This window comes from Peribacillus sp. FSL M8-0224 (genome assembly GCF_038003055.1).
GTDB lineage: Bacteria > Bacillota > Bacilli > Bacillales > DSM-1321 > Peribacillus > Peribacillus frigoritolerans.
The window spans coordinates 2,305,835-2,322,209 of sequence record NZ_JBBOOJ010000001.1 but is presented as its reverse complement, the minus strand read 5'-3'; the positions used below and the strand labels follow the sequence as shown (position 1 = coordinate 2,322,209).

Annotated in this window: 12 protein-coding genes and 1 other RNA gene; 11 read left to right on the top strand and 2 right to left on the bottom strand. The window is 39.3% G+C overall.

Annotated elements, in window-relative coordinates; genetic code table 11:
• Nucleotides 1-3: 3 nt before the first annotated feature.
• The 3 genes from MKX49_RS11175 (at nt 4) to MKX49_RS11165 (ending at nt 2,834) form a co-directional block, all read left to right on the top strand.
• On the top strand, nt 4-1,350 hold the full coding sequence (locus MKX49_RS11175) for a GntP family permease (protein WP_101222202.1): 1,347 nt from the start codon (nt 4-6) through the stop codon (nt 1,348-1,350).
• 160 nt (nt 1,351-1,510) lie between these two features.
• Nucleotides 1,511-1,858: a PadR family transcriptional regulator gene (locus MKX49_RS11170; RefSeq protein WP_034306796.1), complete on the top strand. Its 348-nt coding sequence runs from the start codon at nt 1,511-1,513 to the stop codon at nt 1,856-1,858.
• A complete protein-coding gene (locus tag MKX49_RS11165; protein ID WP_340876488.1) occupies nt 1,845-2,834 on the top strand; it encodes a hypothetical protein in 990 nt (329 codons plus the stop codon). The genes MKX49_RS11170 and MKX49_RS11165 overlap by 14 nt, the downstream gene beginning before the upstream one ends.
• 177 nt (nt 2,835-3,011) lie before the next feature.
• Here the strand turns inward: MKX49_RS11165 and MKX49_RS11160 are convergent, their stop codons facing one another.
• Nucleotides 3,012-3,539, bottom strand: coding sequence for an IseA DL-endopeptidase inhibitor family protein (locus MKX49_RS11160; RefSeq protein ID WP_323596919.1), 528 nt, complete (start codon nt 3,537-3,539; stop codon nt 3,012-3,014).
• Nucleotides 3,540-4,190: 651 nt separating this feature from the next.
• Between MKX49_RS11160 and MKX49_RS11155 the strand changes: the two genes are divergently transcribed.
• The 5 genes from MKX49_RS11155 to ssrS all read left to right on the top strand — a co-directional run bounded on the left by MKX49_RS11155 (nt 4,191) and on the right by ssrS (nt 9,189).
• Nucleotides 4,191-4,583 (top strand): sporulation protein, encoded by a 393-nt coding sequence (locus MKX49_RS11155; RefSeq protein ID WP_063594970.1) that lies wholly within the window; start codon nt 4,191-4,193, stop codon nt 4,581-4,583.
• Between the two features lie 22 nt (nt 4,584-4,605).
• Nucleotides 4,606-5,487, top strand: coding sequence for a mechanosensitive ion channel family protein (locus tag MKX49_RS11150; protein WP_048686051.1), 882 nt, complete (start codon nt 4,606-4,608; stop codon nt 5,485-5,487).
• Nucleotides 5,488-5,947: 460 nt separating this feature from the next.
• The gene (locus MKX49_RS11145) at nt 5,948-7,201 is read left to right on the top strand and encodes an MFS transporter (protein WP_340876486.1); all 1,254 of its coding nucleotides are present in this window, start codon (nt 5,948-5,950) and stop codon (nt 7,199-7,201) included.
• Between the two features lie 208 nt (nt 7,202-7,409).
• The gene (locus tag MKX49_RS11140; RefSeq protein WP_340876485.1) at nt 7,410-8,891 is read left to right on the top strand and encodes a UDP-N-acetylmuramoyl-L-alanyl-D-glutamate--2,6-diaminopimelate ligase; all 1,482 of its coding nucleotides are present in this window, start codon (nt 7,410-7,412) and stop codon (nt 8,889-8,891) included.
• A 111-nt stretch (nt 8,892-9,002) separates the two neighbouring features.
• Nucleotides 9,003-9,189: non-coding RNA, 6S RNA (gene ssrS, locus MKX49_RS11135), on the top strand.
• Nucleotides 9,190-9,358: 169 nt separating this feature from the next.
• Here ssrS and MKX49_RS11130 read toward each other — a convergent pair.
• Nucleotides 9,359-9,901 (bottom strand): ribonuclease H-like YkuK family protein, encoded by a 543-nt coding sequence (locus MKX49_RS11130; RefSeq protein ID WP_340876484.1) that lies wholly within the window; start codon nt 9,899-9,901, stop codon nt 9,359-9,361.
• Between the two features lie 646 nt (nt 9,902-10,547).
• Between MKX49_RS11130 and MKX49_RS11125 the strand changes: the two genes are divergently transcribed.
• From MKX49_RS11125 to nasC, 3 genes are all read left to right on the top strand, one after another.
• A complete protein-coding gene (locus MKX49_RS11125) occupies nt 10,548-11,753 on the top strand; it encodes a nitrate/nitrite transporter (protein ID WP_340876483.1) in 1,206 nt (401 codons plus the stop codon).
• Nucleotides 11,754-11,807: 54 nt separating this feature from the next.
• Entirely contained in the window at nt 11,808-14,129 is a 2,322-nt protein-coding gene (gene nirB / locus MKX49_RS11120; RefSeq protein ID WP_340876482.1) for a nitrite reductase large subunit NirB, read from the top strand.
• Between the two features lie 106 nt (nt 14,130-14,235).
• Nucleotides 14,236-16,374, top strand: a complete 2,139-nt coding sequence (nasC, locus tag MKX49_RS11115) for an assimilatory nitrate reductase catalytic subunit NasC (protein WP_340876481.1) — start codon at nt 14,236-14,238, stop codon at nt 16,372-16,374.
• Nucleotide 16,375: the final 1 nt, after the last annotated feature.

Here is a 16,375-nt window from a genome sequence, read left to right as displayed (position 1 = left end):
CTTATGTTATTTATTGTTTTGGCCATCGGCGTGTTCTTAATTGTTTTTGCGACAACTAAATTCAAGCTTCATCCGTTCCTATCGCTTCTATTAGGCACTTTATTTGTGGGTTTTGCTTCTGGAATGCCTCTGGATCAGATCGTTGAGAATATCAACGGCGGTTTTGGCGGACTGATGACAAGCATTGGACTTGTAATCGTTTTCGGTACAATAATCGGAACCATTTTGGAAAAGGCCGGTGCCGCATTAAGAATGGCAGAAGTCGTATTGAGGATTGTCGGCCCTAAAAGACCGCAGCTTGCCATGAGTATGATTGGCTTTATCGTATCCATACCCGTTTTTTGCGATTCAGGTTTCGTTATTTTATCGAGCTTAAGAAAAGCATTGGCAAGACGCGCAAAAGTAGCGGTTGCTTCCATGTCAGTTGCACTTGCAACTGGTTTGTATGCAACACATACACTTGTACCTCCAACTCCGGGGCCAATTGCGGCAGCCGGGAATATCGGAGCGGATGGATACTTGGGGACCGTCATTTTGATAGGTCTTATTACGGCTATTCCAGCTGCACTTGCTGGTTATATATGGTCAATGAAAGTAGCGACCAAGATAGAAGTTGAAGATGACCGAAGTGACCTGGATTACGATTATGATGAAATTGTCCGTTCATTCGGCAAGATGCCTTCTGCCTTACAATCATTTTTACCGATCGTTTTACCGATTGTCCTGATTGGAGCCAGTTCTGTATTAACGCTCTTTGGGACAGAGGGAGGGATCGCCGCATTTTTCGTATTCTTGGGCCAGCCGGTCATCGCATTGCTCGTCGGAGTAATTTCCGCTCTGACATTGCTGCCTAAGTATGATGAAGAAACATTAACAAACTGGATAGGAGCCGCCTTATTGGATGCTGCGCCAATTTTATTGATTACCGGGGCGGGGGGAGCATTTGGTACCGTCATTAAAAATACGGGGATTGCAGACATCATCCAAAGTTGGGATATGGGCAGCATCTTTAGCGGTTCCTTGTTCCTGTTGGTCCCGTTCCTAATTGCTGCTGGGTTGAAAACGGCCCAGGGTTCTTCGACAGCATCACTGGTCATCACTTCATCTTTGATTGCCCCCATGCTTCCAACGTTGGGTATTGAAGGGGCTGTTCCTCTTGCATTGGTAGTCATGGCTGTTGGAGCAGGTGCGATGACAGTAAGCCATGTAAATGATAGCTTCTTCTGGGTGGTCACCCAATTTAGCGGGATGAAAGTGACGGATGCCTATAAAGCTCAAACAATGGCAACCTTAATACAAGGAGTGGTCACGATTATCACGACGATGATATTGTGGGTCATTCTTGTGTAATATTAATATTGGAAAAACGGAGAGGCGTGAACCGCTTCTCTTTTTTATGCTTTAAATAAAATATATTTTCATTTTTATGGTGTTATAAGAACTAAAATAGTGTATGATGCATAGTATAAGGTATGGTGTACGTCACATAGTATAGAGAAGGGGTGATTGGATGAGCACTTTACTGAATTCATTAACCACTGAGCTGCGCAGAGGCACTTTGACGTTAGCTGTCTTAAGTCAGCTCAAAACTCCGCAGTATGGGTACTCGCTTGTCCAGCGTTTAGAGAAGTCTGGAATTACCATTGATCAAAGTACTTTATATCCTTTGCTTCGCCGCCTGGAAAAACAAGAATTGGTGACCAGCAGCTGGGATACTTCTGAAAGTAGACCGCGCAAGTACTATTCTTTAAGTGATTATGGGGGAGAAATCTTCACTCAGTTAAAGGAAGAATGGGAAAAAACTTCTCAAGAGCTTTATATATTATTAAAAGGAGAGGGAGAAGATGGAGCTGATTGAACTTTATATTCAGGAAGTGACCTGCAGGCTGCCAGAAAAAAACCGGGCGGATATTGCGCTTGAGCTTCAATCCACGATCGAAGATATGCTTCCGGAGGATTATACGGAGCAAGACGTGAAAGCGGTACTTTTAAAATTAGGAGATCCGGTTACACTGGCAAGTGGTTATTGCGATCGGCCAATGCATCTGATCGGGCCTCGTTATTATGATGTTTATATCAGTCTATTGAAAATGATTTTACCAATCGCTGCAGTCATTTCACTGATTGCATTAGTAGGGGATAATCCGTTTCGGGATACGGGGAATACGGTTATGGAAGCAATTTTAAAAATATTCGGGAAAGGAATTTCAGGTATCATCAGTACAGGTATCCAAGTGTTTTTCTGGTTAACGCTTTCATTTGCCATTTTAGAACGCTTGGATACTTCAAAAGACCAGTCGCCTGTAACAAAAGACTTGAAACCATGGACACCGGAAAACTTAAAAGATATTCCAAACATTTCAAAGAAAAAAGCGGTCCCTATGGTCGAGGTTTTTGCAAGTTTGTTAGGCCTTTCCGTATTCGCAGCCCTTTATTTCAATGCAGCAAACCTCTTAGGCGTCTATGAAAAAAGAAATGGCAGTCTCATTTTCGTGACACCTTCTTTTAATCAAGATGTATTGAATTCCTATTGGCTGCTGGTATCTTGCGTCATTATCATTGGGGTGCTCTTAGCGATATATAAATTATTTTTAGGTCGATGGACCCTGAAATTAGCTTTTTTTCATGCCATATACCAGCTGTTGTACACTCTGGCTTTCATCATCATCATCAGTAATCCTGATTTATTGAACCCGGAATTCCTTGCATACCAAAGAACACTATTCTCAATCGATGAATGGAAAAGCTCGATATACTGGGGTCTCATACTCATCTCCATCATTTTTGCCGCCTACGATACCTATCAAGGCTTCCGAAAAGCAAAAATCCGTTAAGGCACAGCATCTAAGCTGTGTTTTTTTTATTAAATATTTTGTGAAGTGAAAGGTGAGCTGATACAAGTCTGAAAGATTATTTCTCAAGATACAAGGGACAACAAAAAAACACCTCATATATCATATAGTTTTTAACTAACTATACAGCATATGAGGCGTTACATTTAAACCAATGTTTTATTGAACTGCATCGAACTGATTGACTTTCCAAGCGGAACCGGACTTATAAAAGGTAACCGTTCTTTTTACTGACTCACCGTCAACTGTAGGTACTGTTAAATTGTATGACCTAACGTTTTGTTTTTGATAGACCAATTTAATTTTTGCTTTTTTCCACTCTAACATGCTAAAGCCGTCTCCGACTGGACGGGCTAATTTCCCTTTATGGGTAATGTAATTATATTTAGTCAGCCCTTTTTCAACTGCATTATTAGTAAATGTCTCTGCTAAGTAGGCAGTCAATTTATCTTTTGTATTAAACTCTTGGCAAAGGTATGAATATTCTGTCCCTTTATAATTGAAAGTTTTTTGTGAACATGAACGGGTTTTGTACCCATGTAAAGCACTCCAAAAATGTTTGCTGGCATTATCGGCTATCTTTAATGCATTTGCGTCAGACAATGATGTCGTTTTTGCGGTAACCGGACCACTTAATGTGAAAAATAAAATGATAATGGATAATAGCATACCTGAAAATTTTTTCATATCATATCTCCCCAATCCCTAATTAGGATACTTATGTAACGAAAGTTTAATAAATATTACAATTGTTACATTTATATTACAACAAGTTTGGCATAAGTAAAAGAGAAATCTTGTTAATTTTTAAATATAATTTTAGGTTTTATAAAATATTCATAGTTTGTTCACTTTATTCTTTTTGAAAGGCGTTCACCGATTTGTAAATAGAAGGAGGTGTTACATACTTCCTATTCCACGAACTGGCCTATTTAAAACCTGGCAGTTAATTCTCTCACTGGACAAGTTCATCCATTATATTTTCATTAATGACAAGATATGCTCAAAGAACTCGAATTACCCGGGCAGAGCCCGAAAAAAATAAAATATAAAGGTTTGACAAACTTTCTAATTCTACCGTATTATAAATTATATACTTGAATACATTCTCCAAAGGGGAGTAGCTTTTACAACAATGTCGTCATTACAGAGCTCTTTGCTCTCGGTGTTGTTGGCAGCATATTGTTGTTAGCCAGACCTTACCTATTGGTAAAGGTCTATTTTCTTTTAGTAAACCTTTACCAAAATGGTAAAGGTTTTTTTGTAGTCCCCTTAAGGAAATGTATAAACATGTGGGTTTTAATAGAAAAACAAATAAATATAAATGGAGTGTATTCTTTGATACTTAGAAAATCTTTGCTACTTTTAGGAATAGGTTCTGCACAAATAGATTTAATCCTTCCGAAAAATACGTATAAATCCGGTGAATGCATAAATGGATATTTTTTGATTAAGGGTGGTACCCTTGCGCAAAGAATAAGAAGGATTGAATGTGATTTGATCATGGATACTCATTCTACCGGAATGGAAGAGATCCTTAAAACGAGCACCATTTTGTCTACAAGGGAGATAAATTCAGGGGAAAGCAACGAAATTCCTTTCAACTTTTGTCTGCCTATATTGAAGGAGCCTTATAAGCGAGGGGTATCCTATCGCCTTAAAACGAGACTTATCCTTGATAAAGGGATAATCGGAAAGGATGATGACTGGATTTTAATCGATTCTGAATAAACGTGAAAATGGAGGTGAAAACATGAATATCTTGAAATTTTCTGAGCTTGCTGTGGATTACTGGGAAGAATTTTTATTATTGAGGCTTTTCATATTGGCTATACTGTTATTGGCGGTTTATTATATTTTGAATAAACTGGTTGAATGGTTCTTTAGAAGATCCAATTTTTTCGACGAAGAAGTCGAAAAAACAATACAGGGGGTTACTCGTTCTTCTCTTAGGTACGGTATATCCGGGCTTTTCCTTATATATTTGATTGGACAGTTTATAGACCTAAAAGGAATTTTAGCTGGAGCTGGTATTTTAGGGGTCGTGATCGGATTTGCCGCTCAGCAAATGCTTAAGGATATCCTATTGGGATTTGTAAGGCTCTCGGATAATGAATTCCGAGTCGGGAATTTCGTGACATTCAACGGGACAAGTTCCGGGACGATTGAGGAAATCGGTATCCGGTTCATGCAGATCAGGGAATGGTCAGGAAAATTGCTGACCATCCCACATAGTGAAATCAGGACGATCCAAAATTTTAATAAAGGGAGAATGCGAATCATTGAACGCATTACAGTAAGTTACCAGGAAAATCCTGAAAAGGTAAAAAGTCTGTTGGAGGATATATGTATTATCTGTAATGATAAGTATGGTGAAAGCCTTCTAAGGCTAGAAGATGGTACACCTGAAGAGGATTTTAGATACATAGGCATAACGGATTTAAATCCGAATCTAAAATATGTTGGATATGAACTATGCATAGTGGGACTTGTGAAACCTGATGATTACTTTGAAACATCGAGAAGCGTGAGGTTTGAAATGATGACTGCTTTACATGAGCATCAAATTCTAATGCCATCTTCCCATTTGCTTGTACAGGGCAATCCTAATCAAGAACGTTTATTGGAAAACTGAAAAGAAGAAACACAATTGCTTGAGATAATCCGGGAAAAGGTCATGAAAAAAATGATGGATAAGGTAACAAAGGGCAGAAGCCATATTCGACGGCAGCCCTTTGAAGCTTAAGGATATTAAAGGGCTTTCTTTTAAAGGAAGTCCTTTTTTTAATTAGAAAAATAGAACAAACCCATCCCCAAAAATAGTTTTATTTTATTAATTTTTCCCTTGATTTATCAGATTAAATAAATTATTATGAAAATAACATAAAATGGAAGGGTGACCTTTAAACAATGATCATTTAATCCTATTTTTAAAGAAAAAATGCGTGCTTAAAACGAATTTTTTTCTGGATAGGATTAGTCTGTACATTAAAATACAAACAAAGATCATTGTGTCCTTCGATTAGGGATATTTTGCCTTGTTAAATTTGTATTGTACTGCCTCCTGTCCAGATATTTCACAGGGGGTTTTTATATTGGCGAATAACACATCTGAAACATTAAATAATAAGGAACCTAACATTTTTAAAAATCGAGTATTCCAGGCCATTATCTTCTCAGGGTTGTTTTTACAAATAGGGATATGGGTACGGAATTTTGCCGTTTTGTTATTCGTCATGGAGAAGACAAATGGAGATGCCTTTGCCATTTCCATGATATCAGTAGCAGAATTCGCACCCATTTTTATTTTTTCATTTATTGGAGGCACATTTGCTGACCGCTGGAGTCCAAAAAAAACGATGGTTTGGTGTGATATTTTAAGTGCAATTTCCGTATTTGCTGTGCTTATCTCGCTAATCTTCGGCAGTTGGAAAATGGTTTTCTTCGCAACTTTAATTTCGGCGATACTTTCTCAATTTTCTCAGCCATCGGGCATGAAGCTATTTAAGATGCATTTGCCAGAAAGTCAAATCCAGACAGGGATGTCAGTTTATCAGACCGTTTTCGCAGTATTTATGGTTTTAGGTCCGATTCTCGGTACATTTGCCTTCCAAACTTTCGGGATAAACACCTCGATTGCGATTACTGGCCTGGCGTTTCTACTTTCAGCTGGCGCACTCGCCTTTCTTCCAAAAGATCGCAAACTGAATGAGGGGACAGCAAAAACAACATTATGGCAGGAAATGAAAAGCGGTGTGAGCTACGTATTACGAAAAAAAGAACTAAGTTTGCTTGGTTTATGTTTTCTGGCTGCTGGGCTCGGACTGGGTTTCATTCAGCCGCTCTCGATATTCCTTGTTACAGAACAACTGGAACTGCCTAAGGAAAATCTCCAATGGTTATTTATGGTGAATGGGTTTGGTATGATTTTAGGCGGGGCCGGTGTAATGATTTTTGCCAAAAAGGTGGCACCTCAAAGATTATTAGCTTTCGGAATGCTTGTGAATGCCATAGGGTTGGCGGTAATGGGGCTTTCAACAAATCTTTGGATTACACTTACTGCCGAGTTCTTTAACGGGCTAATGCTTCCTTGTATACAAATCGGGATCAATACATTGATATTGCAGAGGACCGAGGGCGAGTTCATCGGAAGGGTCAATGGAATCTTAAGCCCATTATTCACTGGATCGATGGTATTGACCATGAGTGCGGCAGGCGTGCTGAAAGAGCAATTTTCACTCGTCGCCATATTTGAAACCGCCGCTTTCTTTTTTATTCTAGGAATGTTTTTCATATTGCCATTGTACAATCAGAAGGCCGAAACGAAACCTCTGGAAGTTCAATCATAAGCATCTTGCGGTGTTCCAACACCTAAATACAGCTACAACCAAAAGAAAAGCAGCCAATTTTGGCTGCTTTTCTTTTTTTCTTTTTACTGTCATTAGAACTAACAAATTCTGGATTGACAATTATTTTGGGAGTACTGGTTCATACTAAAAATGGGCTTATTGGTACTTATGCAAAAATTAGTGAATAGCTTACAAAGGAGAAAAATTAATGATCCTTAAAGACATATTGATAGAAGCGATAAACGGGGATTTGCCGAAGGACGTTGAACATATATCCATAACAGGTGTAACCGATAACTCTAGAGAAATAAAAAAAGGATTCCTTTTTGTTGCCGTAACCGGATATAAATCCGATGGCCATAATTACATCCATGATGCAATTCGCTTAGGGGCATCGGCTGTGATTGGCAGTCGCGATATTAAGGGTTTGGAAGTTCCTTATTTAAGAGTGGAGAACAGCCGTAAAGCATTAGGGCAAATCGCCAAAAGGTTTTATGGTGATCCCAGCAATCAAAAAATAATGATAGGAATTACGGGTACAAATGGAAAAACTACAACTAGCTATATGCTTCAGCAAATATTAGAAGAAAATGGAGTAACCTGTTCAGTCATTGGTACGATACAGCATATTATCAATGGAAACAAAGTCGATTCCCATAATACGACTCCAGGTACCATGGAATTGAATTCCTTGCTGGATGAAAGTAGGGACATGGTTGTCATAATGGAAGTGTCTTCACATGGATTAGCTCAATACCGTTTAGAAGGAATTGAATTTGATTTCTGTGTCTTCACGAATTTGTATCATGACCATCTCGACTTCCATGGTACGATGGAGGATTATTTCCTGGCAAAATTACTGCTTTTTGAAAAATTGAAACCTAGTGGTCTTGCGATTATTAATGGAGATGATTTCTGGGGGGGAAAACTGCAAGAATACTTATGGGAGAAGAATGTCAGTGCCTTTGTTTTTGGAAAATCCAATCGCTGCGATTTAGCCATCACCAATTATAATACCGCAACGAACCCCTTTATTTTATTGAATGAGAATCATGACTTTGTGAAAATTGAGTTACCTTTACCTGGACTTCATAATTTATATAACGCAACAGCTGCCTATTCCGTAGCGAAGATGTTTCCAATTTCAAAACAGGAAATTCTCACTTCACTGAAACGATTTTCCGGTGTACCAGGAAGGTTTGAAATATATAAGAAAGCTTCTGGGCCGACTATAGTCATCGATTATGCACATACTGCAGATGCCATTCATCACATGCTTCAAACGGCCAAAGAGTGTGGGGCCAAAAAGATTTATCATATCTTTGGTTTCCGGGGTGGGCGAGATACAACCAAAAGGGCTGAAATGGTTAAAGTATCATCGGAACATAGTGATGTTTTGATTTTGACAATGGATGATCTGAATTCGGACGGAATTGAGGGGATGGAATCCACACTAAATAAACTGCTTAGCGATTACTCAGCTGGAAACGGGAAGGTTATTCCTGATCGTACCTTTGCTATCCAGGAGGCGTTACAAGCAGGAAAGGAAGGGGATTGGATTATCATTACAGGTAAAGGAATTGAGAGGTATGATCAAAAATTCGGACTGCCAACCATTTCTGACAAAGAAACGGTATTATATCTGCAAAATAAGGAGCAAGGGGATTTTATCGGTTATTTTGATCAATAGTTGATTATAACGAAGAACTAATCCAGCTTCCATCCATTCCACAGCCATAAGCAATTTTAAAATGGTGATTATTAACATTGTAATATGTGAGTAATTCAGGTATTATAACAATACAAGCTGCACTGTTCGTAATGATAATAAAGTTTTAACCTTTAAGCTGTAATAGGGAGTTTTATATTGAAACAGGAATGTTATGCCTCGTCACTGACTTGGACAACAGGATTTTTTCTGCAAACACCCACTTTGAGGAGTGGTGGTTTAAAACTTTCTTACTGAATACGGCATTGGCGGCTTATATCTTAAAATGTTGAAGCCGGTCTCGGTCTGAGGCCGGTTTTTTGCTTTATTTAAAATAGCGTACCGAAAAAATGTATGTACCGTTTGCAGTCTCCCAAACCAAATTGTACAATCAGCTTTAAAAAATCCAGTGTGGATACCATTGGGTAATTACATGTTTTTGTAAACAGTCACTCTTGTTTTGTATAACGGTTGGCATAACTTGAAGCGACGAAAGCATCCGGTTTGATTTTTGGTTCCACCCCCATGGATTCCATCCTGGCTACCATTTCTTTTACAAACTCACTGGTTTTGTTTCGCTTTCCAATCCCGATATCAATGTGACCTTCCATTGTGAACGTTGCCCCTTGATATACAGCAGGCAGGACAATATCGATTAACTGATTTTTCCTTTCTTCCGTAAACAGTGATACGATTTCCTCTGTTAACGACAACTCTTGAGAGATACGTTCATGTAAATGCAGCATCCTTCTAGGGATCATCACTTTTCTTATACAACCCCATACACCATTTCCGACCTGCCGTATTACGATGCCTGTAATGAAAACCGTATGTTTTTTATGTACTTGCGAATCTGTCCCGACCATTAATTGATAGTTACCGGAAGGATTTAATTCCATAAACTCAGCAATATGAACGAATACCTCTTCAAATGACATATCTTTTTTCTGAATATTTTGAAATGGGATGTTCTGAAATGGATATTGCTTCATATTATTGCACCCAACCTTTCCCCATAGAATCAGATTATTAAATATCTCATGCCGTTCATAACACATCATATGAAGGAGATCCTTGTTTCGTGCCGTGGGAAGAACCCACCTCTAAAGAAGAGGCAGTCATCAGTTAAAGTTGTTCGCACTGAATGGATATCACCTCAAGTTCTATTTCTTCTATTTTAAACAAAAAAGACTGTTGGCAAAAGGAGTTCTATCTTAATGTTAAACAAGTTGTTTGGGAGCGACTGCCTGGAATGGAATTAACGGACAAATATAAAACTGTAAACAAACCCCATTATAGTCGGGTTTATCTACAGACTGGAAGAGAAGCTTAAGCATTAGGCTTCTCTTTTTTGTATGGAGAATATTTCAAAATGTTATTGGAGTTTATTCCGGCCATAACTAAAAAGTTAAACAAGCTTGTAACTTTACATCACCTAAGTAAACCACAATATCATGCGATTTATATAAGAAAAAGGAAATGAATTTATTAAATTTTGACCAATACCTACCTTAAAGTATTCACATTTAATAACTTGCAAAAAAGTATGTGATGTTTTCTTACATAAACAAAGAAATCTTACTTTTATAAGAGTAAAATAAACAAATATTCAATTAATAAAGTATTGGAGAGATGAAAATGAAAATATCTGAATTGAAAAAAAGTGGTCATGCTCCGTCATTATTAGCTTCATTCCTTTATTTTGATATCAGTTTTATGATTTGGGTATTATTAGGGGCACTCGGTGTCTATATTACAAAGGATTTCGGACTTTCCCCAGCTGAAAAAGGCTTGATTGTGGCTATTCCGATTTTGGGAGGCTCGTTTTTTCGAATCGTCCTTGGTTTTTTGACTGACCGCATCGGCCCGCGGAAAACCGCAATTGGCGGGATGCTTGTTACAATGATTCCGCTTTTTTGGGGATGGTTATTCGGTGAAAGTTTAGCAGAGCTTTATTTAATAGGGATTTTGCTAGGAGTGGCTGGAGCAAGTTTTGCTGCAGCACTTCCTATGGCCAGTCGTTGGTATCCCCCGCATTTACAGGGTCTTGCGATGGGCATTGCAGGTGCCGGTAACAGCGGAACTCTTTTTGCGACATTGTTCGGACCTCGTCTTGCAGAATCTCTTGGCTGGCATAATGTTATGGGATTAGCTTTGATTCCTTTAACCATCGTGTTTATCATTTATATTTTAATCGCAAAAGACGCACCGTCTCAACCCGAGGCAAAACCACTAAAGGAATATTTCAACGTATTTAAAATAACGGACACTTGGTATTTCTGTATTCTTTACAGTGTGACTTTTGGCGGCTTTGTCGGGTTTACTAGCTTCTTAAGCATCTTTTTTGTTGATGAGTATGGGTTAACACGAATAAGGGCGGGGGAATTTGTTACATTATGTGTCATCGCCGGAAGTTTCTTTCGTCCCGTCGGAGGATTTATTGCCGATAAAATAGGTGGAGTTAAACTGCTTATGTTTTTATTTATTGGTCTCACTATATGTATGTTTGGGATTAGTTTTCTTTATTCTCTTACTGCCGTTACGATCCTTCTGTTCATCGGAATGCTATTTCTCGGTATGGGCAACGGAGCTGTCTTTCAGTTAGTTCCACAGCGATTTTCTAAAGAAATAGGTTTTATCACAGGGATTGTGGGAGCTGCCGGAGGTGTTGGCGGATTCTTGGTTCCAAACATACTAGGTACGTTGAAACAGATTACTGGCACATATGCTACAGGATTTTTAGTATTTTCCGCAGTTGGAATCGTGGCTTTGCTTATCCTGGGCCTAGCTCAGCTTTCATGGAGAAAAACGTGGGTACTCGGAAAGAATTCAGTTAAGATCTAGAACTTTGTTTACTTAGTTTGGCTTTTTTACAGTACTTGTTTTTGGGGGGATAAAATGTATAAACAAAAACTGGTCTTAGTAGGGAACGGAATGGCGGGATTACGTTGTGTTGAATCCATTATAAGTAAGAATCCGACTGCATTTGAGATTACTATTTTCGGAAGTGAACCGCACGTTAACTATAACCGAATCTTATTGTCGACTGTGCTTCAAGGCAACACCTCTTTTGAAGATATTATGATAAATGATCGAAACTGGTATACGGTGAATAATATCCAATTGTTCACAGGTGAAACGGTAGTAAAAATCGATAAAGAGACTAGGAAAATAAAAACAGACAAAGAACGGGAAGTTTACTACGATAAGCTGATAATTGCCACAGGTTCTGTCCCGTTCATTCTTCCTGTCACAGGTGTAGATAAAGAAGGCGTCATTGCATTTCGGACGATTGAAGATTGCCAAAAGATGATTGAAACTTCACGCAAACATAAAAAAGCAGTCGTCATCGGAGGCGGTTTGTTAGGTTTGGAAGCAGCGAGAGGGCTGTTAAACCTTGGCATGGAAGTGCATGTCGTTCATATCGCTGACTATTTAATGGAAAGGCAGCTCGATTCAACGGCATCACTTTTACTGCAAAAAGAGTTGGAAAACCAGGGAATGAACTTTCTTTTAAAAAAGGAAACACAGGAGTTAATCGGTAACGAGCGTGTAGAGCGCGTCCGTTTTAAGGATGGAACGGAGCTGGATGCAGATTTGGTCGTTATGGCTGCGGGAGTCAGACCGAATATTCAGTTGGCCAAAGAAAGCGGAATTGATACAAATCGTGCGATTATTGTAAACGACTATTTAGAAACCAGCAGCCCAGATATTTATGCGGTTGGTGAATGTGCTGAACATCAAGGCATGGTTTATGGGCTGGTTAAACCTCTATACGAACAAGGTGAAGTGCTGGCAAAGCATATTTGTGAGATGAAATGCAGCGGATACCACGGCTCGGTCCTTTCGACCCAGTTGAAAATATCAGGAGTTGAGCTATTTTCTGTTGGTGATTTCCATGGTGACGAAACCACGAAATCCATCACAACTTTTGATGAATTGGATAGTGTTTATAAAAAGTTGGTTTTTCAAGGAGGAAAAATCATAGGTGCTGTGCTTTACGGAGATACAAACAACAGCTCACGATTACTCGATATGATAGTAAAGCGGCAAGAAGTATCGTCAGAGGAAAGGCGTGCACTGTTCCAGTCACCAAATACGGCTGAGGGATTAATCGCTTCGATGGCAAATCATGAAATCATTTGCCATTGTAATGCTGTTTCAAAGGGGGGAATCATTGAAGCGGTTCAAAATAAGGGATTATCGACAGTGGAACAAGTTAAACAATGCACAAAGGCTTCCGGTTCTTGCGGCGGATGTAAGCCGGCAGTAACCGAGCTTTTGACCTATATTCAAAGTAACCTTACTACTCAGGATGAGAAACAAACTGCATTTTGCTCATGTACGAAATTAACGGAAGATGAAATCGTGTATAAAATGCAGCTCCAAGACGTATCGACTGTCCAAGAAGCGATGGATGCTCTTGAATGGGAAAATACAAAAGGTTGTTCAACTTGCAGGCCTGCATTGAGCTATTATTTAGGGATGATTCATCCAGAGTACGAGATCAGACAGCAAACTCTTTTCATAAACGAAAAAAAGAATGCAACAGTTCAAAGTGATAACCGATACTCAGTTATCCCGCAAATGTACGGCGGGATGACGAATGCAAAAGACTTGCGAAAAATTGCTAATGTTGCCGATAAATATGAAATATCCCAGGTTGCGGTAACAAGTGAACAAAGGATTCATTTAATGGGGGTGAAAAAAGAAGATCTCCCAGGTGTGTGGGCTGAATTAGATATGCCGTTAAGTTCGAAATATGGTAACACCGTTCAAAACGTCAAAACATGTATCGGTGAACATGTTTGCTCTTGTGATAAACAGCAATCCCTATTACTTGCTGTAGATTTGGAAAAAAGATTGGAGCAAGTATCAACACCATACCGTATAAAGATGGGCATATCCGCTTGTATGCATAACGGTGCAGGATCAACAACGAAAGATATAGGTGTTATGGGCATTGACAGGGGCTGGGAAATATATGTGGGCGGAAGCAGCGGGCGTGATGCACGTGCCGGTGAACTGCTATGTGTAGCCGGCACAAATGAAGAAGCCATTGAAATCATCATCGGCTTTATTCAATATTATCGGGAAACAGCCAACTACTTAGAACGGACTTGGAAATGGATTGAACGAGTGGGTTTAATTCATGTTAGAGAAATTTTGTTTGATAATGAACTTAGTCAGCAACTATCTCAACGATTGGAAATGGCCTAGATCAGGGAATGAACAAAAGGGAAAACTAGATGCAAGACTTAATAAGCGGATAAATGTTTGTACCATGAAAAATCCATAGAAATCCATGAGTAAAGGGTGAGGAGCCTTGACCGATTTATTTTTAAAGTATTTCCGCACGAAGCAACAAGAGGTCCAATCAGAAAAACGATATGATACACAATGTCCATTTTGCAGCATGCAATGTAAGATGCAGCTGCTGGAACAAACAATAGTGACAAGAAAAAAGTATTTGACGATTGGAAAAGATAATCCAACCTCAGAGGGGCGCTTATGCATTAAAGGAATGAATGCACACCAACATGCTTTGCATAAAGATCGAATTAAATACCCATTGTTGAAAAAAAATGGGGAATTTGTTCGAATATCATGGGAGGAAGCATTAAGCCACATTAAGGAGAATTTCACTAAAATTCAAGCAGAAGATGGTGTAAATGCATTATCTGTTTATGGAAGTGCATCCATTTCAAATGAAGAAGCCTATTTGCTTGGGAAATTTGCAAGAGTGGCTTTAAAAACAAAGTATATAGATTATAATGGCCGTTTGTGCATGTCTGCAGCTGCTTCGGCAGCAAGCCAAACATTTGGTATGGACAGGGGCCTGACCAACAGCTTATCAGAGGTTCCGTTCACAAAGTGCATAATCTTGGCGGGTACGAATATTGCGGAATGCCAGCCGACAATCATGCCGTACTTTGAGCAAGCGAAACAAAATGGGGCATATATCATTGCTGTAGATCCCCGGGAAACCGCAACAACGAAAATGGCCGACTTACATCTAAAGGTGAAACCTGGGATGGATGCCGCCTTGGCAAACGGATTATTGAAAGTGATCATTGAAGAGGATCTTATTGATGAAGCGTTTATCCGGGAACGTGCAAATGGCTATAAAGAAGTTAAAGAGTATGTTACATCTTTAGAGTTGGAGGAAATTGCAGAATTGACAGGTGTTCCTAGTGACCAAATCCAAAAAGCGGCTGCCATGTTCGGGAAAGAAGAATCAGGGATGATTTTTACAGCTAGGGGTGTTGAGCAGCAAACAGATGGTTCAGCGGCTGTCCGTAATTTTCTTAATATTCTTATTGTTACAGGAAAAATCGGAAAAGTGAATTCGGGCTATGGGGCCATAACCGGTCAGGGGAATGGACAGGGAGCAAGAGAGCATGGCCAAAAGGCAGACCAGCTGCCGGGGTATCGCATGATTGAAAATGAGGAACATAGATTACATATTGCAAGAATATGGGGAATTGATGAGACTGAATTGCCGCGTAAAGGCGTCTCGGCATACGAGATGATAGAGAAGATAAATGAAGGTGAAATTACCGGCATGTTTTTAATGTGTTCCAATCCCATTGTTTCGAATCCAAATGCTAACTTTGTCAAAAAGGCATTGAAAAAATTAAAGTTTCTTGTCGCGGTAGACATGTTCGTTTCTGAAACTGCTAGATTGGCTGATTTGATTTTACCTGCTTCGTCTTATTTAGAGGATGAGGGAACAATGACGAATTTAGAAGGACGGGTAACGTTGCGGGAAGCGAGTTTTTCATCACCTGGGGAAGTGAAGCATGATTGGCAAATCATCTGTGATATAGCTAAAGCTCTTGGGAAAGGGGAGCATTTTCCCTTTCAATCTGCAAATGAGATATTTGAAGAACTAAGAGTGGCAAGCCGCGGGGGAACCGCCGATTATTATGGTATAACGTATGATCGCTTAAGAAAAGAAGGAGGCATTTTGTGGCCATGTCCATCCATTGACCATAAAGGGACAAAAAGGTTATTCGAATCGTCTTTTGCCCACCCGGACGGAAAGGCGGCCATGGTAGTGGTTAATAACCTGCCTCTTGTTCCAAAAGAAAAGCCATGTACGGAATTTCCGCTTTATTTAACAACTGGAAGAATCATGTCACATTATTTAACAGGGGTACAAACGAGAAAAAGCTCATCATTAGCCGCAAGAAATTTTGAATCATATATGGAAATCCATCCGGAAACAGCCAAGAAATATCATATTTCAGACAATACTTTGGTGAAAATTGAATCAAGGCGCGGAAGTATTGTCGTAAGAAGCAAATGGTCCCCAACGATTCGCCATGATACTATATTCGTCCCTTTTCATTGGGCAGACTCTCAAAATGTCAACCGCCTCGTTTCACAGGATTTAGACCCGACATGCAAAATGCCCGGCTTTAAAGTAAGTGCTGTAAAAGTACATCCTATATTAAGTTAAC